Here is a 25,582-nt window from a genome sequence, read left to right on the forward strand (position 1 = left end):
ATTGACTATACCCCATGCTATCAATATGCGGATGGCTCAAGTAAACCAGATGTTTGCTAAGGTCAGGGGTATGTCTCTGCTTGTCTTGTTTTTTCTTATTCTGAGTTTGGGATCTACTGCTCAAACAAAAACTGTAGTTGAAGGTGATGTTCTCGTTGCAACAAATCAAGCAAAAATAATTGCGGAAAATGATACTCTTATAATCACAGGAACACTTGAGTTAAAGCAGGGAGCAACACTGACTATTGAAACGAATGCTGTTTGTATTATCTATGGAGACTTAATTGTCAAGAATTCTGTAAATTTAAGTGTAGGAGCTCATCTCATCGTAGGAGGTAATGTAGAAGCACCATCCGCTAGTAACAAAGTAAATTTGTACGTTGACCCATCAGCTGCTTTTTATATTTTAGGAACGGTTTCCGATAACAGTACAGATTTTATATGTGATAATACCTCCAATTATGATCCACCCGGGGACAATAGTTGTAATTATGGCGATATAATTTCATTGGAAGACAATGAAAACGATAGCACCGGTATATACGATTTGTTTGTTTTAGGCGACGCTGAAAAAGGAGTAACTCCGGTTTATTCTGAGCTGTGTTCCGGAAGTTCTGTTATACTTTCTGCGGTGTACGAATCTGCAGATTCTTATGAGTTGTGCGATTCAACAGGCACTCCAATTTCTGAAAATACGACCGGTAGTTTTGAAGTTTCTGAACCTGGCGAGTATTTTGTAAAAATATATGATTCTGAACTCGATCAAAATCCAACTATTTCACACAGAGCAAAAGTTGTGATGAATTCGCTTCCTGCCATATACTCAGCTTGGAATAACGACGGAGGAGTAATTTGCGTTGGTGGAGCTGCAAGTATTGGGGCAAGCGCTAGCGATGATGTCAATTGGTATGCTGGAAGTTGTAGTTCCGGGATTATGGTTGGTACAGGTAACACACTGTCTGTTAGTCCGGATACAACGACTGTATACTATGCTAGAGCAATTAATTCAACGACCGGATGTGAATCGGATGAATGTGAATCTGTAACTGTAACTGTAATTCAGCCTCCAACGATTTCGCTCGGAACAATGCCTGTGATTGAAACAGAGGTAGGAGCTGCATATATTCCGTATGTATCAACAACAGGAAATCCAACGAATTATAGTATTGATTTTGACGCAGTTTCAGAGGCGGCAGGATTTGATGATCATAATAATTATAAACTTAGTCCAGATTCTTTGGCCATTAATATTCCGGATGGAGGTTGGGGGATTACACCCGGTATTTACCATGGTATATTAACCGTTAAAACATATAATCTTGTCGAATGTGAAAGTGTCGGTTATCCAATTACGGTGACGATTGTAGAAGCAACTAGTGTAGCAGGTGTTATTATTGCTGTTTCTGATACTGCAATATGTGAGGGAGAGGAAGTTGTATTTACTGCCACTCCGACGAATGGAGGGGCAACTCCGGTTTATCAATGGCAGATTGATGGAGTGGATATAACGGGAGCTAATTCTGCAGCTTACATAAGTTCTTTATTAACAGATGGACAGGCGATCACCTGTGTAATGACAAGCAATTTAAGTGGTGTAACCAATAGTCCGGCAACTTCCAACGAAATCACGATGACGGTTAATCCGCTTCCAACCGCAACTATTTCTTCCACTAACGGCCCTGTATGCGAAGGAGATGAAGTCATTTTTACCTTTTCGGGTACAATTGGAGCCATGGTAACCTATACTATTAACGATGGCGTAAACGAAACAGTGGAATTAACCGGAGGAACAGCACAAAAAAATATTGCAATTGCAAATGAAGACCAGATCTTAAAACTGATTTCGGTAGATGATGGAATTTGCTCAAAGAATTTAACAGAAACAACTACGGTGGTGGTAAATCCTTTACCGAACACCGGCGACATAATACCTGATTAAGCAAACAAAAAGATAAAAACAAAAAAATGAAAAAGACATTAACTAATTTAATTGTAACTGCAGCTTTTATAATAATTAGCGCAGTAGTTATGGCACAGGGAGGAGAAGCCCCATATGTCGGATCAGCTCATGATTATTCTGTAACTCCGGGCAATGGATCTAATGGATTAAGCTGGCAGGTTGATGGTGCGGAAACAGGAACAGGTTTCATGATCAATTCCGGACAAACAGAAAGTACCGTAAATATAACATGGATGCAGGCAGGAACATATATGCTTACTGTTACCGAAACCGATGCCAATTCGTGTTCAACTACAAAACAGTTGGAAGTAAACGTTTCCAGTGCTTTTGAGGTAAGTATAACAGGACCTGAAATGGCCTGTAATTCTGCAGCTGATACTGCAAATGCAGCCAACAATATTACATCGGTTGATTATGTCATTAAAATGACAACAGGGGTTTCCACTTGGAGTCCAAACTGGGAAGTTGCGTTCACTGTATCAGGAGGAACTGGTTCGCCGTCAATTGAAGATGTTAATGTTTCAGGAGTTTCGTTAACTGATACTGGTGGAGGTTCTTATTCTCTTACCGGATTAAGTTCAACATCGGGAAATGGCACTGTTACTGTAACAGTTGATGTTGCCGGTGATGCATTTTCGTTGTTAACTTCAGTTTTTACTATTACTTCCGCTAAAGAATTACAGTATAACACCACAGATACAGACGGTGGAGATTGGGGCGCAACAGCAACGATTAATCCAATACCGAACACATCAGCAATTCAAACAGATTAGAAATTACAACACACAATAAAATTTATGAGTATGAAAAAATTAGTCTTTCTTTTAACTGCGGTTATTGCAATCGCATTTAGTTCGAGTGTTTTTGCACAAAGTACTGGAACAAATCCGGCTCCGGGTGCAACACATAGTTATTTTATTACACCGGGAAATAGTTCGAATACAATAACCTGGACCGTTTATGAAGATGATTTTGAAACGGTGGCAAGTGAAGCATCAGTAGTAACCGTTACTTCTGACTCTGTAAATATCACATGGGCTTCAACTGTCACTCCTAACACCTGGTATTACGTGCAAGTTGTGGAATCTGAAGGAGATTGCTCAAATACTAAAGTTCTTCCAGTGCAAATAAAGGAAAGCGACTTTACCTTAACGCTTGCGGCAACTTATGCAACGGCATGTTATGATAATGCAGTTTCTGTTTCTATTGTAAACAACTCTCCTGAATATTATCATGGTACAGCTGATCTGGAATTTACCGTATCTCCTGGAGAGGAACTACAAGCTTCATCTTATAGTGGTTATCAATTTGATTTATCTCTGACTGTTCCTGCCGGATTTTCGGCTGATACTACTTTCTCATCAAATGTGTCATCTTTTGACGGGACAACGGTATTTGTATCAGATAACAATGATGTTACAATTAGCTTCCTTGTGGATAATGAAAATACGTATGATAACGAGTCTCTTCCTAATGCTCAGGATTTCACAGCTACAGTTGAAATCTTAAATGGTAAGACGGTAAATGGTGTTTCTGAAAACAATACTGATGATGATAACTCTGATTCAACTGATGTATCAAGACCAAACACCAGTGGTATCGGAACGAATTAACCCCACCTAATTGAAAACAAAGGCATTTTTCATAATGATATTAACCCTTCTGGCTGCCCTTTACGGGGCGGCTCAGGAGGACTTTGTCGTTTTTGAAGGTGCCGAACAAAATTATTTTGTTGAGAATCATTCGGGGAGTGACTATTCCTGGAGGGTATTAACCAGTTTTAATCCCGACACAGAAGCAGCCGCGAATAATTATACTTTCGTAGGTTCTTCGAATTCAAACGAGATTACTGTCCGATGGAAGAGCGCAGGCTTGTATTATCTCGATGTAATTGAAACCGACATTTCAGGCTGTACTAACCGCAAAGTTGTGGTGGTAACTGTTTTGTCAACCACGCGAAGTGTGGCCTTTGCCAACCGGTCGAGTGCAATATGTTTTAATCCCCACCCCGATGAATCCCGATTATTGCAATTGCTTGACAACGAGGGGGCAGAGCTTGATCCATCAAAATTTCCGGTAGAGGTAAAAGTCGATATTAACGGATCGGAATTTACATTTCAGATAAATAACGACGATCGGGGAATTAGCGTTCCCGATAGTTTTATGTTGACTGCGCCTGAAGAGGATGTGCAGGTGGCGATAACACTTCTTGAAGCTACTGACGCAAAAGGTCAAAGCATAAAACCACTTACGGGAAGTGATGTGCATCGGATAACAGTTTTTGCACAACCTGAAATCGAATTTGTTACCGCAGCTGATACAATTAAATATGTAGGTGATGGCTTCTATGAAGTTGAAATGACCCGTGGAACTACTGAAGGTGCTGTTTACAATTGGAAGGTAGAACCATCGGATGGCACCAGTACAGACTTGCAAGCATTGACCGGACCAAGTGCGAATATTTTTTGGGACGGACCGGAAGGAATTTATACGCTTTCGGCCACAGTTACCGACGGAAACGGATGTTTGGCTGACACTATTGAAACACTGGTTGAGTTGATTGCATCGGATGAAGAAGGAGAAGGTGACACGACAGTTGTTGAGCCTCCGATTTTATTCATTTACGCCGGTACTGATACCACAGTAGGTGCTTGCGAGCCTTACACTTTTTCAGAAGTATTTCCAACTGCCGATACATTTTCGTATCAATGGGAACCGTCTCAGTATTTAAGTGATCCGACTATCGCAAATCCGGTATTTACGCCGGAAGAAACAAGTACTTATGTGTTGACCGTGAGCTCGCAATCAGGACTTACGGCTACCGATACGGTTACAATAAGTGTAGCGAACCTGGTTGCCAATGCCGGCGAAGATATTATGCTCGATCAGGAAACTTCGGCTCTGTTAAACGGACTGGGAAGTGTTGGTGAGCAAATTGAATTTAACTGGACAACAGAAAACGGAAGTTTTATTGGCGGACAAAATACGGCTACTCCTGAGATCGGTTCAGCAGGAACTTATTATTTACAGGTTACCGATATTTTCGGATGTACTGCCACAGACTCGGTAGTGGTTAGCCGTTTTATTTCGGCGCCAATTGCCCGCGATGATTACGATACCACTGAATATCAACAGTCAGTGACAATTGATCTGCTTGCGAATGATGAAGATCCGCAGCAGGAGCTCGATCCGTTGTCGTTACAAATTCTGCAAAACCCGGAGAATGGTTTTGTTGACATTAATGGCGACGGCACGATAACCTACACGCCAAACGATGGCTTTTTGGGTGGCGATGTATTTCAGTACCGCATTTGTAACTACTACGAAAAGTGCGATAACGCCAATGTTTTTGTGTATGTAATGGCGGCCGATTTCTTTATTCCGGAAGCATTTACACCAAACGGCGATAACGTAAACGACTACTTTGAAATTAAAGGAATTGAGTTGTTTGAGCAAAATTCAATAACCATAATAAACCGCTGGGGAAAAACAGTGTACAAAGCCCGTGGTTATGGTCTATCTACATCGCCAAAATTTTGGGATGGTAAATCGAACCAGCTTGGCGGCGACAGCGACTTGCCAACCGGAACATACTTTTATGTACTTGATTTAGGAAACGGAGAACAACCAATTGCCGGCTCGGTATATATCGACAGATAATGGGAAGACGAACTAAAATAGCAGCATTTTTGATTCTTACACTTGTGGTTTTAATGCAAGGAAAAGAGGCCAGTGCCCAGCAAGATCCCATGTACACCCAGTATATGGACAATCTGCAGGTAATAAATCCGGGCTATGCCGGATCTCAGGGAATTGGAAATATTCTGATGGTAGCACGTAGCCAGTGGGTGGAGTTCGATGGAGCTCCGGCAACGCGCTCGTTTACCTATAATACTTCGTTCGACGAGAAGAATGTTGGTGTTGGTTTCTCGCTAATGTCAGACCGGATCGGGCCATTAAAACAAACCGGATTTTATGCTGATTACTCTTACTTTCTCAAGGTTTCGGAAAAATTTAAGTTGGCATTCGGACTTAAAGGAGGAGTGAGTTTTTACCGTGCTAATCTTGTTGCACTTAAAACGGTGGATGCCGACCCGGTATTTAGCCGCGATATTTACGAGAACTTTCTGCCCAACATCGGTGTGGGTATGTATTTATTTTCTGAAAATACTTACTTCGGACTTTCGGTACCCAAGCTGATTGAGAATACCATTACGCACGAGGATGTTACCACCGATTACATCAATAAGCAGCTAATGCACGTTTATTTGGTGGCCGGTCAGCGATTTGATTTCAACCAGGACTTTCAGTTAAAAACCAATGGAATGATGCGTTGGGTGAGTGGTGCTCCGGCATCGTTTGATATGACGGTGATGGGTGGTTTCCGCGACAAATTCTGGGTGGGTGCCATGTACCGTTTCGATGATGCTTACGGAATGCTGGTTAAGTTTAATCCTTCGCCGAAAATGTCGATCGGTTATTCGTATGATATCACTATTTCCGAATTGAGCGCGTTTAACAACGGAACCCACGAAATCATGTTCAGCTACAATCTCGATCTTTTTGGCCGTGGCCGCGATCATCAGCCGGAAACTGCTGCGAAGTAATTTTTCGGGCATAAAAAAGCCGGGAGTTACCCCGGCCTCTGAATTATATATTTTCTAGAAAATTATTTTACCAAAACCTTTTGAGTGGTGCTGTTTCCGTTTTGTACAACACGGATTAAATAAACACCCGGCGTAAAATCGTGCACATCAATTTCAACTTTGTTTTCGTGTAAGTCGGTAGTTTGATATTGCAACGTTCCGGCAACTGAAAATACCTGAACTGCAGAAATGGTTTTTTCTGAAGCTACCGTTAATTGGCTCGAAACCGGGTTTGGATAAACCTGCAAATCGCTGCTTGTACTTTCAATTTCGTCAATGTCGGTTACAATACTTGGCTCTTCAAACTGTTGTGTTGAATATAAACGATATTCGCCCGGAGTAAAAGTAAACGTCTGATTTGTACTTGTTACTTCAATTGAATCGCCGCTGAAAAACTCGTAGTATTTTCCTGTTTCCGGGAAATCGATAGCTACATCGTTTTCGGTGATGCCAAAGTTACCCAGTGCAATCGCGTGATTACCGGCACTACTTGAAATAAACCATTTTGTTGCTCCCGAAAGGCTGTGTGTAAAAGTCTCGGGCGAAAACTCATTGTAGCTTTGTTTTAACTCATTCAGTTTTGCCATTACCTGAAACAGGTCGGTGCGATCGGTATTATTCAAATACTGCCAGTAAGGAGGTTTTTCCGACAGGCGGCAGTCGTTACTGATTGATCCATCGGTGCAACGGTTTATCGACAAGTCGTAACCGCGCTCTCCAAATTGCCAGATCATTTTTGGGCCGGGCAACAACAAATGGAATAGTGAATTCAATTCAATTCGCTGCAAGGCGGTTGTTTGGTTTCTTACATTGTAATCGTCGTTGCTAAGTCCCGAGTTTTTTATGGTGTACATTATACGCTCTTCGTCGTGGCTTTCGGGGTACGAAACCAGGTTTGGCTCATTCCAGTTTCTTTCGGAGTAAACGGCCCAGCTAAGGTCTGAATCTCCGGTTTGTCCGGCGGCTGCGTTTTGGTAACTTCCGTGCATGTTTCCCCAAAGAAGTATTCCGTGGTTGGCCAGCTCTGTTTCTTCCGAATTGTCAGCCAGGTGCTCGAAAATTACCAGCGCATCCGGATTGCGATTCCAAATCTCGTCGCTCATTCGTTTAAGGTTGGCGATACGATCAGCATCGTACTCGCTGCCCCAGCTCGATGAGCTGTAAGGCGTATTCGAGAAACCTTTTGTAAAATCGAAACGGAAACCATCAACTTTATATTCGTTCATCCAGAAAGATGAAACACTGTCAACCAACTCTTTTGTTGGGTCGCTTTCGTGGTTAAAATCGTAACCCCATCGCAGGCTCGAATTCTGGAAATTACTTTCCTGGTTATACCACGGATTATCGGATGTAACCACCCAGTTGTCCATGTACATTTGCACAAACGGACTTTGTCCGTAACTGTGGTTCAGTACCATATCAATTACCACCGCAATTCCACGCTGGTGACATTCATCAATCAATTCTTTCAGTTTATCTTTCGGCCCGTAATATTTGTCGGGTGCAAAGTAAAACGACGGGTTGTATCCCCAGCTGCTGTTTCCTTCAAACTCGTTTACCGGCATAAGCTCCAGCACGTTTATGCGCAAATCTTCAAGATAATCCAGCTGGTCGATAACGGCCTGGTAAGTATGCTCCGTCATAAAATCGCGTACCAGCAATTCGTAAATCACCAGTTTACTTTTATCGGGAGTATCAAAATCTGTAACCTGCCAATTATAATCTGTTTGAGCCGTTTGCAGTACCGACACAATTCCTTCGGTTTTCCCTTCAGGATAAGCTTTCAGGTTGGGGTAAGTTGCTTCTTCGATGTAGCTGTCGTTCCAGGGATCTAATATTTTTTCGGTGTACGGGTCGGCAATGCGAATGTTTCCGTCGATGAGGTACTGGTAGGCATATTCAGTTCCGGCTTCCAAACCGTTAAGTTCGAGCCAGAAATAGTCACCGTCTTTCTTCATCAGGTACTCGTCGGAAAGTTGCCAGTCGTTAAAGTCGCCCTGTACGTACACAAATTCTTTTAATGGTGCCCACAGTACCAATGCTGCGGTGTTATCGTCGATGTAGTTGATTCCTTTTTTGTATCCGGCGGGTAGCGGTTCGTTAACCACTTCGCTGCCCACAAAAATATTCAGCGAATCGAAAACCGTTTCACCGTTAGCGGTGGCTTCGGCAATCAGCCAGTAGTTTCCGCTTTCGGTAAAAGTATATGTGGTGGTAATGTTGGTGCCTGTGGTTTCGGTTAATAACGTTTCGTTGAGGCTGAGTTTTAAATCGGCTTCTACCGATGTTTGGGCCGAAAAAGTAACTTCTTCGTTGGTGTTGAGAATTGAAGAGCCGGAAGGTTCAGTAATATTCACAACCAGTCCTTCTTCGAAAATGGTTATAAAAATGTCGTTTGTTTGCTGGCTACCATCTGCCGATCGAAAAACCAGGCAGAGTTCTGTAACTACATCACCAGCGTCAACACCATAAAAGCTGTTGATGTCCGGAGTAATTTCCAGTTCATAAATGCCATCGCCAATGTAAGTTAGCTGAGGTTGCGTATCGTTGTTTCCCCACGATTCAATTACATATTGCCAAGGGTCTTCGCCAATCGTAACTCCGGTGTGGGCATACAAGTCTCCGGTAAAATAATTAAGCCGGCTGTCTTCTGCCGAGTTAAACGTAATTTTTACAGGCTGGCTGGCCACCGGAAATTCGGGCTCGGTTGTTATTTGGGCTGTCGCATTTAGGGCAAAAACAACCAGGCTTATCAGAAATAAAAAAGGCTTGTACATTGTAATTGTTTTAGGATAAAAAAACAGGTAGTGCCTACTAAAAAGCACTACCTGTTGTATTATAGCTTACAGTTATTGTGCTGTAATTTTATAGGTATATTCTGAGAAATCAATCTGGATTTTGTAAGTACCTGCCGAAGCCGGTTCCGGAATTTCTGCCGGATCAGGATCAGCGTCGCCCGAACGGTAAGCAAGTTTACCCAACAAGCTGTTTCCGTTACCATCTGAACCCCATTGTGGAGCCCATGCACCGCTGTTGGTAGCCATAATTTTCATTCCGCCGTTTCCAACAGAAAGATCGGTTACTACTGAGTATTTGCCAACGCCGTCTTTTGTGAATGCAATTCCGTTTGCCGGATCCCAGCCAACTGTTGTTGCACCACCTACCAGGTAAATTTCATCCGGAATTGGATAAACCGAGTAGGTAAGGTTGGTGATGTCTACATCAATGCGGTAGTCGCCTTCAACCGAAGGAGATGGAATTGATGGTGGGTCAGTATCATCCTCAGTTGGACGATAAACCAGATTTCCACCGGTAGTTGTTGCAGCGTCGTCAGTTCCCCACATCGGAGCCCATTGTCCCTGAGTTTGAATAAACTTGTAGTACGCATCGGCTTGTAAGTGGGCTGCAATTCCGTACTTGCCGCTCGACATGTAAGGTGCTTCCAGAGTAGTATTGTTATCCCATCCTGCGTCGGTTGCGTCTCCTAACAAGTACAACGGTGGCAATTTAATGGAATAAGTAATTACATTGAAATTGAACGTTTGTGATGGCAATGCCTGAGCATAATCGCTTACCGATGCTTCAACTCTGATTTCAAGCGGAGTTTCAACACCTGTCGGATATTCCATCGATGTTAACAACGAGTTTAATTCGCCAACTGTAATTTCGTAGCCTAATTCAGCTGATGAAGCAATAATTGAAGAATTTGCGAAGTCGTTACCGGCATCGTCAATTTTTAGCTCGTAAGAAATTGCTGCCTGAAAACCAAAGTCAGCTTCCGTCCAGTCGAAAGAGAATAACACATTATCTGCGTCTTCTTCAGTAAGCAAATAAGTGCCACCCGCTGCCTCTGAGGCGGTAAGAACCGGGCTGTTTCCGTAACTAATCACCGGGTCGAATGTCTCGTCCTCGCAAGAAACAAACACCAGCAAAGCAGCCAGAATACTTAATATATAATTTATCTTTTTCATGATCTAAATTTTTGCAAGTGATTAATATCCTGAGTTTTGAGTTAGATTTGGATTGGCACTTACATCTGAAGAAGGAAGTGGATACAAGTTGTATTTCGCATCAACACCAATACCATCTTTTTCAGCTCCTTTCCATGCCCAAACGTAGTCTGAGCCGGTGAATTTGCCAAAACGGATAAGGTCGGTTCTGCGGTGTCCTTCCCAGTACAATTCGCGTGCACGTTCATCCAAAATAAAGTCGAGAGTAAGATCGGCTTCGGTCATGTTTCCAAAGTCGTCGCCATAAGCTCTTTCGCGCAATTCGTTAACGTACGACAGTGCAGTGCTCATGCTTCCGCCACCACCGCGCAATACTGCTTCGGCATACATCAGGTAAGCATCAGCTAAACGGAACATTGGGAAATCAGTGTCAGGATGTGTTAAATCCGATCCGGTTTCGCCGGTAGAAGTTACGTTTTTCCACTTGGTAATGGCATAACCGTTTGTAAACTCAAACAGGTCGTCAATTTCAAGCGTTTGCCCGTCGGTGAAGAACAAGGCGCGGCCGTCAGAGCTGAATTTCTCAACTGTGTAAGTATAATCAGGAGATTCCAGTTTCATGGTAATTTTGTAGCTACCGCCTTCTGCAATTGCAATGTTGTCGGCACCTGCTTCAAGAATACCGTCGGCACCCGCATCACCATAATTTAAATCCCAACCGTCGTTAGCGCGGAATTTAATTTCGCCTGCAGCAAGGTCAATTTCTGCAATCCATGTTTTGCTTTCAGCATCAAACTCCATGTTTTGGTCCGAGTCCCAACCACCTGCAGTTGCCGATCCGATAATTCCCCAGTCAGTTTTCATTACCGAGTACGTACCGTCAGCGGTGTTTACATTGATTTTGTAATAACCGGCCTCATCAACCGATAGGTTTGCACCGTTTTCTTCCAGTGAGCCATCAGCACCGTCGTCTCCCCAGTTTAAATCCCAGTTTGGTCCGGCAGTGAATTTAAATTCGGCTGCATCGGCAAAATATACATAACCTTCGTAGTTGTCGTCAGAATTAACTGAAGCCAGTGTTGGAGCTGCATCAGGAGCCCAGTCGCCTTCGCTGTAACCTGCGCCACTCTGGTATCCACCCGGAACATAAATTACCGGATAATCAGTAGTTGCATTAACACTTTTCAGCTTTGGAGCCAAAGTTTCCAAATCGAGGAATTTGCCTACAAACTCTTTGGTAGTTCTTAAACCGCTCCAACCACCGTCGATACCGAATTCAGCTGGATCCATTGTTCCGCCTACAGGTGCGTGAACTAGGAAAGTTGTTCCACCCCAGGTACGAATGTTAGTTCCATCCTGAATAACAGGGAAAATGGTTTCGCTTGATGTATGGTTATCGGCAAGGAACATGTGCGTATAGTCAGGATCGAGTGAATAGCCTGCGCTAATTACTTTTTCTGAGTATTCGAGTGCATCGCTGTATCTTGCTGTTCCGGTGTAAACCTCGGCATTCAGGTACATTTTTGCCAAAACCATCCAAACGGTTGATTGGTCGGCTCTTCCGTACTCGGCACTTCCCGGTGCTGAAAGTTCGTTTTCAACAGCCAGTAATTCCGATTCAACATAGTTGAACAGGTCGGTTCTTGAAATCTGCTCAGGGAAGAATGCGCCAACGTTATCTTCTTCGGTAACAAATGGTACGCTACCAAATAAGTCAACAGCGTGGTAGTAACTTAATGCACGCAGGAAACGAGCTTCTGCACGGTATAATTCAATATCGGTACGGATAGAGCCGTCGATTCCGCGTCCGTCTAATTTTTCAGCAGTTGTTTCGCGAATAAACTCGTTACACAACGAAACCTGGTAAAAAATACGGTAATACAGGTTGGTAATAAAACCGTCGTCGGCCGACCAATCCATATCGTGGAAATCGCGTAAAGTAGCATCGTTCCAGCCAATAACTGCTTCATCGGTTGGAAGTTCCTGTGCATACCAGTAGGCACGCAGGTACTGACCGAAACCTTCATCCAAACCACTAAGGTCGTTGTTTCCGCTTGGTCCTTGCTGGCCACTAACTGCCAAACCTGCATAAAGTTTTGCCAGAACATTGATGTAGTTGTTCGGATTTTCGTAAACGCTTTCCGAGGTAACCACATCTTCATCGATCGGCACGGTGTCCAAATCGTTGGTACATGATGTAATTGCAAGCAGTGCTGCAAGTACAATTATGCTTAAATATTTAAATTTCTTTATTATCATGGTTATCAGTTTTTAGAGATTAATAATCAATGCTTAAGCCCATCATAAACACGCGTGGGCGTGGATAAATGTTGTTGTCGATTCCACCATTAACCTCTGGGTCAAGACCTTCGTAATCTGTAACTACAAATACGTTTTGAACCGTACCGTATAAACGAAGACTCATCTTGTCTGCATTCAGATTTTTAAATGTGTGCCCCAGCGAAATGTTGTCTAAACGCAGGAACGACGCATTTTTTACATAGTAATCAGAGAAATATTCAGGATTTTCGAATCCTGTTGTCAATGCATTTTGGTTTACATTAAGCAGATAGTTCGACGACCAGTAAAGGTTGTTCAACGAACCGCTTGACGACCAAACGTTGTTGTAAACGTAGTTGCCTAAGCTAACACGTCCTGCAAAACCGAAGTCCCAGTTTTTCCAGTACAGTTTCGAGTTGAAACCCATAAACCAGTCGGGTGCCGATTTTTCGTAGCGGTATTTGTCTTCGCTGTTAATCTGTCCGTCGCCGTTACGGTCAACATAAAGTCCCTGGATTGGGTTTCCTGCATCGTCGTATACCTGTTCGTATACAAAGAACGAGTTGGCTGGGTAACCTACCGAGTGGATTTGAATGTTGTTACCAACAGCACCCGAAATACCACCTGTTTCTACACCAGGATATTCTTCCAGCGACATTTGTGTTGCAGTAAGTTTGGTAATTTCGTTTTCGTTGTAGGTGGCGTTAAAACCAACTTCCCACGAAAGGTCTTGTTTCGAGATGATACGACCAAGAATAGAGAACTCAAAACCGCGGTTCTCAAGGTCGCCCACGTTGGTTAACAGCATATTGGTAAGGTTGGTACCTGCCGGAACCGGAATAAAGTTCAGCAAGTCGTCGGTAACACGTTTGTAAACGTCTAATGTACCGGTAATGCGGTCGTCCATAAAACCGTAATCTAAACCAATATTGTAAGTTGTGGTTTCTTCCCACTTAATTTCCGAGTCGTAACCTTCAGGGCGTATCGTTGTATAATACTGATCGCCAAACTGGTACTGCGCATTTTCCTGGCTATAAGTGTAACGTGCCAAATATGGGTAATCGCCGCTACCAATGTTTTGTTGACCGGTAATACCGTATCCTAAACGCAGTTTCAAGTCAGAAACTACAGCGCTGTTTTTCAGGAATTCTTCTTCTTTAATACGCCATGCAAAAGCTGCCGATGGGAAAAGGCCCCAACGTGTATCAGGCGAGAAACGTGAAGTTCCGTCCTGACGAACAGTTAAAGTAAGCAGGTATCTGTCTTTAAACGTGTAGTTCATACGTCCGAAGAACGAAACCAGGTAATATTCTGTTGGATCCCAGTTTTTAGGATTGATAATTTCGTTGGTAATACCACTGCGAGCAAAGTTGTAGTTTTCGCTCCAGAAATGTTGCCATGAGTAACCACCCATTACGCTAAGTCTGCTATCAATCGATTCCAGATCTTTGTCGTAAGTCAGGTAGAAATCCAACAATTTATTTTTCTTTTCCTGAGTGTATTCGCCGTAATAACCACCACCGTTACCAATTGTCCAAGGAGCATCGTCATCGTCGATGGTTGTTCCCTCAGAATCGGTGTATTCGTATCCAAGGTTAAGGGTGGCTTTCAAATCAGGAAGGAAATGGAAGTTATAATCGAACTGTGCATTGGTCACCGCTCTTTTTGCAGTAGAGGTGTCGTCGTGCATCATAATCATTGCCAACGGGTTGGTTGGTGCCAGCGTATTTGGATTTCCGTTGCCCTGCAACCAGGTAAAGTAACCGCCGTAACGATCGCTGCTGGAATAAATCCACTGTGTTGGATCGAAACTTACTGCAGTACCAATAGCGCCCTGATTAGAGAAATTGTTGTCGATCAACATTCCTTTAAAGTTCAGGTTCATTTTTAAATGATCGTCGAAGAAACTTGGGTTTAAACCAACAGTTCCTGTCCAGCGTTCCATGCTCGATTTTAGCAAAATACCGTTTTGGTCAGAATAACCAATTGAAGCACGGAAAGGCATATCTGCAACACTACCTGTAACACTAAAGTTGTGGTCGTGGCTAACCGCCGGATCGAAAACAACATCTTGCCAGTCGGTATCAGCTGTACCCATTAGGCTGGCTGCATTTGAGCCTGCTCCGTTTTGGTCGATAATTGCTTGTCTGAAATCATCGGTCGACAAAATATCAACTTTACCCGAAGGAGTGCTGTACGAACTAAATCCGTTGTAGCTTAGTTTAAGGCCTGCACCTTTTCTACCTTTTTTAGTGGTAATAAGTATTACACCGTTTGATGCGCGCGAACCATAAATGGCGGTTGCCGATGCATCTTTAAGTACGGTCATTGTTTCAATATCGCTTGGGTGAATCATGTTCAGCGGGTTTCTCATGCCGCTAACTCCATCGCTCGACACCGGTACTCCATCAATTACAATTAACGGGTCGTTACTTGCCGAAAGTGAAGAACCACCGCGGATACGGATTGTTGATCCTTCTCCGGGAGCACCACCGCTGTTTGTAATTTGTACACCGGCAATTTTACCGGTTACCAGCTCTTGTGCCGATGTAATTGCACCCTGGTTAAAATCTTCAGAACTAACTGCCGATACAGAACCGGTAGCATCTTCTTTTTTAACTTGTCCGTAACCAATTACTACAACCTCGTCGAGGTTTTCCATTGATTGTTCCAACTTAACATTTAACTGATTTGAAGCGGAAATAACTACTTCCTGTGGAGTGTAGCCAATGTAGGAGAGAACAATGGTTTGTCCTTGCTCAACATCGATGCTGAAATTTCCGTCAAAATCGGTAATTGTTCCTTGTGTAGTTCCTTTAACTACAATGGTAACACCAGGTAAAGGCTCGTCGTTGCCGGCGTCGCTAACAGTACCTGTAACTGTTTTTACCTGCGCATATCCAAGACTAAAGCTCAGCATGGCAAACAAAAACAAGACTACTTTAAGGTTTTTACGAATAATCCTCATTTTACATGTTATTAGTTTATGAATCTTCCTGTTTGTTAAATTCTCTTTAACTCATTTAAATAGGCAATAAATCAATTCGTTACAGAGACTTTGTGCTCAACAAATGCTAAAATTCAAGGGCGAATGTATAATAATTGTTAAGAAAAAATTACGTTTTTTAACACACCTGTTTATGCAAACGTTTGCGGTGTCGTTTGCGCCCAATATGTTATAAAACAGGTGGTTACTGGTTGCCCTATTTAACGGGTCGATTTTATATGAAGATTTGGGCTAAATTGTTACATTTGTGTATAGCCTTAAACCGAGGAGTTAGTAAAATCAATAATCAACAAGAGGGGAATAGAGGAAGATGAAAAGCGGACTGGTAACAATAAAAGACTTGGCTCGTGAATTGAATATTTCAGCGTCTACGGTGTCGCGTGCGTTGAAAGACCACCCCGATATCAGCAAAGAAACCAAGAAAGCAGTTCAGGAACTGGCGCAAAAGCTGAATTACCAGCCCAATGCCGTTGCACTAAGTTTGAAACAAAGGCGCAGTAATACTATTGGTGTTATCATCCCCGAAATTGTACACTATTTTTTCTCGTCGGTAATTAGCGGAATTGAAGATGTGGCTTACGATGCCGGTTTTAACGTAATTATTTGCCAAAGCAACGAACGTTACGAGCGTGAAGTGGCCAATGCAAAAACATTACTTTCGAGCCGTGTCGACGGTGTTTTGGTGTCGATATCAAAAGAAACTACCGACTATAAACATTTAAATAACTTCCAGAATAACGAAGTGCCGATGGTTTTCTATGACCGCGTAGTTCCGGGCATTGCTGCCGACCAGGTTATAATCGACGATTTTGACGCTGCCTACCGTGCAACCCGTCATTTAATAGATAGTGGAAGAACGCGGATTGCGCATTTGGGCGGGCCAATGGCCTTGTTAATTGGGCAAAACCGAAAAGATGGTTACCTGAAAGCGTTGAACGAAGCCGGTATTCCTGCCGACGAAAACCTGATTGTGGAAGCCGACTCGTTTGAAAAAGCCCGAATGGCAATAATGAAACTGATTAACCAGAAGATTAAGTTTGACGGCGTTTTTGCCACCAACGATCTTACTGCAATTGGCGCCATGCAAACCATTCAGAAAAAGGGCTACAAGATACCCGATGAGATTGCAATTGTTGGTTTTTCCGATGGCCGCTTTTCAGGAATTACTGATCCTACGCTTACTTCGGTCGATCAGCATGGCTACGAAATGGGAACGCTGGCAACACAAATGCTGCTTAAACGAATCCTTTCGGAAGACGATGAATATCCGGCGGAGACAAAAGTGCTGAATGCCGATCTAATCGTTCGTGGCTCCTCCATCATTTAATATAAAATAGTGATATCCTCACTCAGAGTGAGTGTATCACTAGTCATCCACAAAAACATGTTGTAGAATATATTTTCACTTTCCGCAAACGTTTGAAATGATCATTTTTGGCTAAATAGCCCTGTTTTACAGCTGTTCGCACAATCGGAGGTTTGGAAATTACTTCGATTCTGACTTATATTTGTGCAGGCAATTTTTCAATTCACACACTTCGTGTTTAACAGCAAAAGTTCTTTTTGCTGTATTATCTTGTTTATACATACAGCTTTGCTACAAATTAAAACTACTATTATGCGCAAAAAACCTACGTTAAGTTTTTGGCAGATTTGGAATATGAGTTTTGGTTTTCTGGGTATCCAGTTTGGGTTTGCCCTGCAGAATGCCAATGTAAGCCGTATTTTCGAAACACTTGGGGCCAACGTTGAGGACATCCCGATTTTGTGGATTGCCGCACCGGTTACCGGGTTAATTGTTCAGCCAATTATAGGGCACATGAGCGATAAAACCTGGAACCGACTCGGACGAAGACGGCCATACTTTTTATTCGGAGCCATTTTTGCTTCGCTGGCACTGCTGTTAATGCCAAACTCGCCCGCCTTGTGGGTAGCTGCCGGAACACTCTGGATAATGGATGCTTCCATTAATGTTTCAATGGAACCTTTCCGCGCTTTTGTTGGCGATATGTTGCCCAATGAACAACGCACGCAGGGTTTTGCCATGCAGAGCTTTTTTATTGGTACCGGTGCCGTTGTGGGATCGGTGCTTCCGTATGCAATGACCAATTGGCTGAATATTCCAAATACCGCTCCCGAAGGAGTTATTCCTCCGTCGGTGCGCTGGTCATTCTACATTGGAGGTGTCGTTTTCTTTCTGGCCATTTTGTGGACTATTTTTTCAACCAAAGAATACCCGCCTGAAGATTTGAAAGCGTTTGAAGAAAGCGAAAGACAGACAACCAATAAAGATGAGGTAGTTAATGAAAAAGAAGTGGCCGGCAGCCGGTTCGCCAAAGTTGGCGGAATGCTGGGGCTGCTGGGTTTACTGATAGTAGTAGTTACGAAACTGATGGAGCTTGAAAAAGAGCTGTACATTCTTGGAGGCATACTTTTCCTGTTCTTTTTACTGATGATGATGGCTGCCCTGCTAAAATCGCAGAAGAAGGACAAGAATGCTTTGGTGGAGATTTTCAGCGATTTATTGCGCATGCCGGTTACCATGAAACAACTGGCGCTGGTGCAGTTTTTTACCTGGGTCGGTTTGTTTGCATTGTGGATTTATGCCACTGCAGGAATTACCAGCCATGTGTACGGAACTTCGGATACCACGACAAAACTGTACAACGATGGTGCCGACTGGGTGACCATTCTTTTTGGCGTTTATAATGGTGTTGCCGCACTAATGGCATTTACTTTGCCTGTAATTGCAAAGTACACCAACCGAAAATTTACGCACTTCATTAGTTTAATAATTGGTGGTGTGAGCCTGGCTTCCATCTACCTTTTTAACGATCCAAACTGGCTAATTGTGCCAATGATTGGAGTTGGCATCGCGTGGGCAAGTATTCTTTCTATGCCCTATGCCATTCTTACCGGATCGCTGCCATCGAACAAAATGGGAATTTACATGGGGATTTTCAACTTCTTTATTGTAATACCGCAAATTCTGGCGGCAACCATTTTGGGGTTCATGGTAAAAGATCTGTTTGGAGGAGAGTCGATTTTAGCACTCGTTTTTGGAGGAGTATCAATGGTTATAGCAGCCGTGCTGGTACTTTTTGTAAAAGACATTGCAACAGAAAATTAAAAAATTAAAAACACTGAGATGAAGAATTATATCATTCATCACGACTGGAAAATAGTTGAAGAGGGTTTTGTTCCCGAACATAACCGGATTTCCGAAAGTATCTTTAGTATCGGAAACGGAAAAATGGGCCAGCGCGCCAATTTCGAGGAGAAGTATTCAGGCGACACGCTGAACGGAACATACGTTGCGGGTATTTATTACCCCGACAAAACCCGCGTGGGATGGTGGAAAAACGGCTATCCGGAGTATTTTGCCAAGATCATCAATTCTACCAACTGGATAGGAATTGGAGTTACCATTAATGGTGAAGAACTTGATCTTGCCAAGGCAAATGTACTTTCGTTTAAACGCGAGCTCGACATGCAACACGGTTTGTTAACCCGTTGTTTTGTTGCTGAAATGAAAAACGGAAACCAGGTTGAGGTTTGTTCGCACCGTTTTGTAAGCACTGTAGCCACCGAAATTGGCGCTATCCGATACACCGTAAAAGCGCTGAATTTTGACGGTGAGATAACAGTTACGCCTTATCTGGATGGCGATGTGGTGAACGAAGACTCCAATTACGATGAGAAATTCTGGGTAGAAATTGCCCGCGCCGTTGGCGGACCTGAAGGTTATCTGACGGTTGAAACCTTAAAAACCGGATTTCAGGTAAGTACCGGAATGTGGTTTCAGCTGCTAAAAAACGGAAATAAAGTAGAAACAGATATCACGAACAGGGAAAGTGAGAAATATGTCGAGGCATCTCAAAATGTTTCGGTAGAGAAGGGTGATGAAATAGTAGTTGAGAAATTCTCTTCTATTGTTTCTTCCCTTGATTATGAAAAGGAATCGCTTCCCGAAAAGGCAAAAGAAGCCGTTGATTTGGCTGTTGAAGCCGGTTTCGATGCTCTGTTCGAAAGTCATAAAAACCGCTGGCTGCAAAAATGGGCAACCAGTGATATTAAAATTGAAGGCGATATTGCTGCCCAGCAGGGAATTCGCTTTAATATATTTCAGCTCAATCAAACGTATTCGGGCGAAGATGAGCGACTGAATATCGGTCCGAAAGGATTTACCGGCGAAAAATATGGCGGTGTAACCTATTGGGATACAGAGGCGTATTGTTTGCCTTTTTACCTGAGTACAGCCCCACAAAAAGTTTCGCGTAACTTGTTGGTTTACCGTCGCAAACATCTGGAAAAAGCGATTGAGAATGCAGAAAAACTTGGTTTTAAAAATGGCGCAGCATTGTACCCGATGGTTACCATTAACGGCGAAGAATGCCACAACGAGTGGGAAATTACCTTTGAAGAGGTTCACCGAAACGGAGCGATTGCTTATGCCATTTTCGATTATATAAATTACACAGGCGATAAGGAATACCTTGCTCCGATGGGTTTTGAGGTGTTGCTGGGTATTAGTCGTTTTTGGAGCCAGCGCGTAAACTGGTCGGCCGACAAAGAAAAGTATGTAATGCTGGGCGTTACCGGGCCAAACGAATACGAGAATAACGTAAACAATAATTTCCACACCAGCTATTTGGCCGTGTGGACATTAAAATATACGCTTGAAGCCATTGAATACCTGAAAAAGGAATTCCCGTTCCTGTTCGAGGAATTGGTGAAAAAATGGAAATTCAACGAGTTGAACGAAACGGCACGTTGGAAAGATATCATTGATAAAATGTATTTCGCAAGAGATGAAAAGCGTGGTATTTTCCTGCAGCAGGATGGATTTTTGGATAAGGATTTGACACCAGTGGCCGAACTTCCGGCTGAGGATTTACCTATTAACCAGAACTGGTCGTGGGACCGCATTTTGCGCGCTCCTTACATAAAACAGGCTGATACTTTGCAGAGTTTGTATCTGTTCCAGGAGAATTTTACTACCGAAGAATTGAAACGACATTTCGATTTTTACGAGCCTTTAACCGTTCATGAATCGTCGTTGTCGCCATGTGTTCACTCCATTCTGGCAGCAAAAATTGGTTACCAGGAGAAAGCTTACGAAATGTATTTGCGCACGTCGCGCCTCGATTTAGATGATTACAATAACGACACCGAAGACGGTCTGCACATTACAAGTATGGGCGGAACATGGATGTCGTTTGTAATGGCATTTGGCGGAATGCGCGTGGTGAAAAACAAACTCACCTTTAATCCGTTTCTGCCTGAATCCTGGAAATCATACGGATTCCGAATCGATTTTGGAGGTGCGCATCTCGAAGTAAAAATGAAACATGGGGAGTTTTTTATAATCAATCATTCTTCGGTTGTTGTTGAAGCAACGGTTTGGGGAACTGAGCACAAGATTGCCGGAAACTCTACTCTTGAAATTAAAAAGTAAATAATTTACCCTTTTGTCTGTCGACATTTTCCCTCGCGAGGGAAAACAGTTACAAATAAGCCGGAGCTTTGATTAAGGTAAAAGCTGGTTTGATTCATGTTCCCCTAATTAGGGGAACTCCCGACAGGGTAAGGGGTAACGCAAATTTGAAACGACTAAAACGTTATAAAATGAAGAAACTTATCACTTTGTTTATCATCCTGCTTACCCTGAATGTTGTGGGGCAGGAAGTATCTCGGGTTGAGCCGCCAAACTGGTGGGCCGGAATGAAAAACCCAGATTTGCAGTTGCTGGTTTATGGCGAGGATATCTCAAAAACCGATGTAGTAATCGATTACCCGGGAGTAACTTTGGAGGCCACCACAAAAGTGGAAAATCCGAATTACCTGTTTGTCGACTTGAAGTTGGCAAAGGATGTAAAACCCGGCGAGTTTGAGATTCAATTTAAACAAGGCGATAAAGTTGTAGATAGCTACAATTACGAATTATGGGATCGCGAAAAAGGATCGGCAAAACGTGAAGGTTTTAATTCATCGGATGTAATTTATCTGATTACACCCGACCGATTTGTGAATGGCGACACCAGCAACGATGAGGTGGAAGGAATGAAAGAAGGCCTCGATCGCGATTATAACTATGGCCGCCACGGTGGCGATATTCGCGGTATTATCAATTCGCTGGATTACCTGCAGGACATGGGATTTACTGCCGTCTGGTTAAATCCTGTGCTTGAAAACGATATGCCCGAATCGTCGTACCACGGTTATGCTTGTACCGATTTTTACCAGGTTGACCGGCGTTATGGTTCGAATGAAGAGTACCAGGAGCTAAATGAAGAGCTGGATAAACGTGGCATGAAACTGATCATGGATTTGATCTTTAATCACTGTGGATCAGAACACTGGTGGATGCATGATATGCCAATGAGCGACTGGATCAACAATTATCCTGATATGAAAATTACCAGTCACCGTCGTAACGTAAATGAAGATCCACACGCTTCGGAAGCAGATAAAAAGGCGATGGTGGACGGTTGGTTTGTTCCATCGATGCCCGACATGAACCAGAAAAATCCATTTCTGGCAAAATACCTCATTCAAAACAGTATTTGGTGGGTTGAATATGTTGGTCTGGAAGGAATTCGACAGGACACGTGGCCTTATCCCGACAAGAATATGATGAGCGATTGGACAAAAGAACTGCTGGAAGAATATCCGAATTTTAATGTGGTTGGCGAAGAGTGGACCACCAATCCGGCGATTGTTTCGTACTGGCAAAAGGGAAAATACAATCAGGACGGCTATAAGAATTATGCCCCGAGTATGATGGATTTCCCGTTGCAGAGCGCCGCTGCCGAAGGATTAAGAAACGAAGAAAGTTTCGACTTTGGCTTGATTCAGCTTTATTATGCATTGTCGAACGATTTTTTGTATCCTGATCCTTACAAGCTGACCATTTTTCCGGATAACCACGATATGTCGCGGTTTTATGTGCAGGTTGGCGAAGATGTTGATCTGCTGAAAATGGGAGTTACGTTCTTTTTAACGACCCGTGGAATTCCGCAAATTTATTACGGTACCGAAATTCTAATGCGTCACGACGGAAGTGAACACGGCGATATTCGTGCTGATTATCCCGGTGGTTGGGAAGGCGACAAAGTAAATGCTTTTACAGGCGAAGGAATGAGCGAAGCCGCAAAAGATATGCAGCAGTATGTTTCCAAAATCCAGAACTGGCGTAAAAATGCCGATGTAATTCACGATGGAAAATTGATGCACTTTGTTCCGGAGGATGGTACTTATACCTATTTCCGTTACAACGATGATGAAGCAGTAATGGTGATTCTGAATAAAAACACTGAAGCAAAAACGCTTAAAACCGATCGTTTTGAGGAAGTGATCGACGGATATACTTCTGGAAAAGAAATAATTTTTGGTAATACGATTTCTGATATCTCGGAAGTTACAGTGCCTGCAAAATCAGCAGTAATTGTTGAATTAAGTAAATAGAGCAAAAGCCCTGTAAGGGCGAAATATTTTAGCCCGGGGCAGCGCCCCGGGTTTTTAATGTATATTAGCTAAAGGCGCATTCACTCGTGTTTTATGAAATGATGCCGTTACATGCGCCGCACACACATCAAAGCATAAAACCAATGAAAAATTTTGTTCCCGCATCTTTTTTAATTTTGGCTCTTTTTGCCTGCCAGCCAGCGCAAAAACAGAAGCCTGAACAACCCGATTCGCCGAAAGGAAAATTTGTGGTTTACCAGGTGTTTACCCGTTTGTTTGGTAATACCAATACCACCAATAAACCGTGGGGAACCATTGAAGAGAACGGTGTTGGGAAGTTCAACGATTTTACCGATCGGGCACTCGACGAGATTAAATCGATGGGTGTTACGCACATTTGGTACACGGGAGTGCCGCATCATGATGTGATAACCGATTATACAGAATACGGCATTTCAAACGACGATCCCGATGTGGTAAAGGGCCGTGCCGGTTCACCTTACGCGGTGAAAGATTATTACAATGTAAATCCCGATCTGGCGATTGATCCTGCAAACCGACTGGCAGAGTTTGAAGCCCTGATTGAACGCACACATAAACACGGCATGAAGGTGATCATCGATATTGTTCCCAATCATGTTGCCCGGAATTACCAGTCGATTTCGAAACCTGAAGGTGTTTCCGATTTTGGAGAGAACGACGATACTTCGGTGGAATACAAACGCGATAATAACTTCTATTACATTCCCGGCGAGGCATTTCAGGTACCCGAGTTTTTGAATGGTTACCAACCTTTGGGAGGCGATGACAATCCGCTTTCGGATGGGAAGTTTGATGAGAATCCGGCCAAATGGACCGGTAACGGTGCGCGCCTGGCACAACCCGGATTTTACGACTGGTACGAAACGGTAAAAGTAAATTACGGTGTAAAACCCGATGGAACTTACGATTTTGATTTGCTTCCCGAAGGTTATGACAGGGAAGATTATGAAGCTCATTTTGAATTCTGGCAAAATAAAGACGTGCCGGATTCGTGGAAGAAGTTCAGAGACATTGCCGTTTACTGGCTGGAAAAAGGAGTGGATGGTTTCCGTTATGATATGGCCGAAATGGTTCCGGTTGAATTCTGGAGTTACATGAACTCGGCTATAAAAATGAAAAATCCGGATGCTTTTCTGCTGGCAGAGGTTTATAATCCTGCTCTGTATCGCGATTACATCCACAAAGGGAAAATGGATTACCTGTACGACAAAGTGGAGTTGTACGATACGCTGAAACACATTATGCAAGGACACGGCAGTACCGATAATCTTCCGGCGATTTATGATGGATTGGAAGATATCGAGCATCACATGCTGCACTTTTTGGAGAACCACGATGAGCAACGTATTGCAAGTGCAGATTTTGCAGGAAAAGCTGAAAAAGGAAAACCGGCAATGGTGGTCTCAACTTGTTTGAGCACATCGCCGACCATGATATATTTTGGACAAAATGTTGGCGAACCCGGTGATGGCGACATGGGATTTGGAGATGAAACACGCACTTCTATTTTTGATTATTGCGGTGTACCAGCGCATCAACGTTGGATGAATTATGGAAAATTTGATGGCGGGCAGTCAACCGATGCAGAGAAAGAACTCAATACTTTTTACAAAAACCTGCTGAGTTTTTCTGCAAATTCTGCGGCTTTGATGGGCGATTATAAAGAGATTCACTCGTACAATCGACAAAATACAGAAGGTTATACCGATAAATTATTTTCGTTTGTGCGTTGGAACGGAGATGACCGATTGATAGTAGTGAGTAATTTCGAAGAGGTTTCGCACAGGTTTCAGCTTAAACTGGATGAGAAAACAGTGAAAGCTTTGCATTTAACAGACGGGTTTTATCAGCTAACTGAACAACTGACAAATGAAGATGAATTTGTACTGGAGGTTAAAAACGGAAAGGGTAAGGTTGAATTGGAATTGGCAGAACTCGAATCATTCATTTTGAAAATGGATGTGCTTTCAGATGTTTCAGAATAAAATACAACAAACAAGTTCCTGCGATTATCCGCGCGATCTGCGTGAAAAATTAGCATTGAAATAAAAAAAATCACAATTCGGTAAACCTTTTCTAGTAACTGGTGTTTTAGTGTTACAAATCTTTCTTCATAAAGATTTACATACCATAAAAGATGGTTTGGTTTTTGGTTTAGTTTAGGTTTAGGTTGATTGAGAAAGGGCTGGTTGTTGAACCGGCCTTTCGTTTTTTATAACGGTCAGGTTTT

Annotated in this window: 14 protein-coding genes; 10 read left to right on the top strand and 4 right to left on the bottom strand. The window is 43.0% G+C overall.

The window, feature by feature from the left end; all coding sequences use genetic code 11:
• The first annotated feature begins 31 nt into the window (after positions 1-31).
• From QZ576_RS12580 to QZ576_RS12600, 5 genes are read left to right on the top strand one after another with little or no spacing between them, the layout of a single operon-like run.
• Positions 32-1,939, top strand: a complete 1,908-nt coding sequence (locus QZ576_RS12580; protein WP_297097678.1) for a hypothetical protein — start codon at positions 32-34, stop codon at positions 1,937-1,939.
• Between the two features lie 26 nt (positions 1,940-1,965).
• Positions 1,966-2,733, top strand: a complete 768-nt coding sequence (locus tag QZ576_RS12585; RefSeq protein ID WP_297097680.1) for a hypothetical protein — start codon at positions 1,966-1,968, stop codon at positions 2,731-2,733.
• Positions 2,734-2,763: 30 nt separating this feature from the next.
• A complete protein-coding gene (locus QZ576_RS12590) occupies positions 2,764-3,573 on the top strand; it encodes a hypothetical protein (protein ID WP_297097683.1) in 810 nt (269 codons plus the stop codon).
• Between the two features lie 34 nt (positions 3,574-3,607).
• Positions 3,608-5,620 carry a gliding motility-associated C-terminal domain-containing protein gene (locus QZ576_RS12595; protein ID WP_297097685.1) on the top strand — a complete coding sequence of 671 codons (2,013 nt, stop codon included), beginning with the start codon at positions 3,608-3,610 and terminating at the stop codon, positions 5,618-5,620.
• Positions 5,620-6,567 (top strand): type IX secretion system membrane protein PorP/SprF, encoded by a 948-nt coding sequence (locus tag QZ576_RS12600; RefSeq protein WP_297097687.1) that lies wholly within the window; start codon positions 5,620-5,622, stop codon positions 6,565-6,567. The genes QZ576_RS12595 and QZ576_RS12600 overlap by 1 nt, the downstream gene beginning before the upstream one ends.
• Before the next feature lie 62 nt (positions 6,568-6,629).
• Here QZ576_RS12600 and QZ576_RS12605 read toward each other — a convergent pair whose 3' ends face one another.
• The 4 genes from QZ576_RS12605 to QZ576_RS12620 all read right to left on the bottom strand — a co-directional run bounded on the left by QZ576_RS12605 (position 6,630) and on the right by QZ576_RS12620 (position 15,804).
• Positions 6,630-9,383, bottom strand: a complete 2,754-nt coding sequence (locus QZ576_RS12605) for an alpha-amylase family glycosyl hydrolase (RefSeq protein ID WP_297097689.1) — start codon at positions 9,381-9,383, stop codon at positions 6,630-6,632.
• A 72-nt stretch (positions 9,384-9,455) separates the two neighbouring features.
• Positions 9,456-10,577 (bottom strand): SusE domain-containing protein, encoded by a 1,122-nt coding sequence (locus tag QZ576_RS12610; protein ID WP_297097692.1) that lies wholly within the window; start codon positions 10,575-10,577, stop codon positions 9,456-9,458.
• A 21-nt stretch (positions 10,578-10,598) separates the two neighbouring features.
• Positions 10,599-12,815: a RagB/SusD family nutrient uptake outer membrane protein gene (locus QZ576_RS12615; RefSeq protein ID WP_297097694.1), complete on the bottom strand. Its 2,217-nt coding sequence runs from the start codon at positions 12,813-12,815 to the stop codon at positions 10,599-10,601.
• A gap of 19 nt (positions 12,816-12,834) precedes the next feature.
• Positions 12,835-15,804 carry a TonB-dependent receptor gene (locus QZ576_RS12620; protein WP_297097696.1) on the bottom strand — a complete coding sequence of 990 codons (2,970 nt, stop codon included), beginning with the start codon at positions 15,802-15,804 and terminating at the stop codon, positions 12,835-12,837.
• 349 nt (positions 15,805-16,153) lie between these two features.
• Here QZ576_RS12620 and QZ576_RS12625 point away from each other — a divergent pair, with 349 nt between their 5' ends.
• From QZ576_RS12625 to QZ576_RS12645, 5 genes are all read left to right on the top strand, one after another.
• On the top strand, positions 16,154-17,170 hold the full coding sequence (locus QZ576_RS12625; protein WP_297097698.1) for a LacI family DNA-binding transcriptional regulator: 1,017 nt from the start codon (positions 16,154-16,156) through the stop codon (positions 17,168-17,170).
• Between the two features lie 291 nt (positions 17,171-17,461).
• Positions 17,462-18,973 (top strand): MFS transporter, encoded by a 1,512-nt coding sequence (locus tag QZ576_RS12630; RefSeq protein ID WP_297097700.1) that lies wholly within the window; start codon positions 17,462-17,464, stop codon positions 18,971-18,973.
• A gap of 18 nt (positions 18,974-18,991) precedes the next feature.
• The gene (locus QZ576_RS12635) at positions 18,992-21,301 is read left to right on the top strand and encodes a family 65 glycosyl hydrolase domain-containing protein (RefSeq protein WP_297097702.1); all 2,310 of its coding nucleotides are present in this window, start codon (positions 18,992-18,994) and stop codon (positions 21,299-21,301) included.
• Between the two features lie 170 nt (positions 21,302-21,471).
• A complete protein-coding gene (locus QZ576_RS12640) occupies positions 21,472-23,310 on the top strand; it encodes a glycoside hydrolase family 13 protein (RefSeq protein WP_297097703.1) in 1,839 nt (612 codons plus the stop codon).
• A 143-nt stretch (positions 23,311-23,453) separates the two neighbouring features.
• On the top strand, positions 23,454-25,337 hold the full coding sequence (locus QZ576_RS12645; protein ID WP_297097705.1) for an alpha-amylase family protein: 1,884 nt from the start codon (positions 23,454-23,456) through the stop codon (positions 25,335-25,337).
• Positions 25,338-25,582: the final 245 nt, after the last annotated feature.

The sequence above is a fragment of the uncultured Draconibacterium sp. genome, assembly GCF_913060805.1.
Classification (GTDB): domain Bacteria; phylum Bacteroidota; class Bacteroidia; order Bacteroidales; family Prolixibacteraceae; genus Draconibacterium.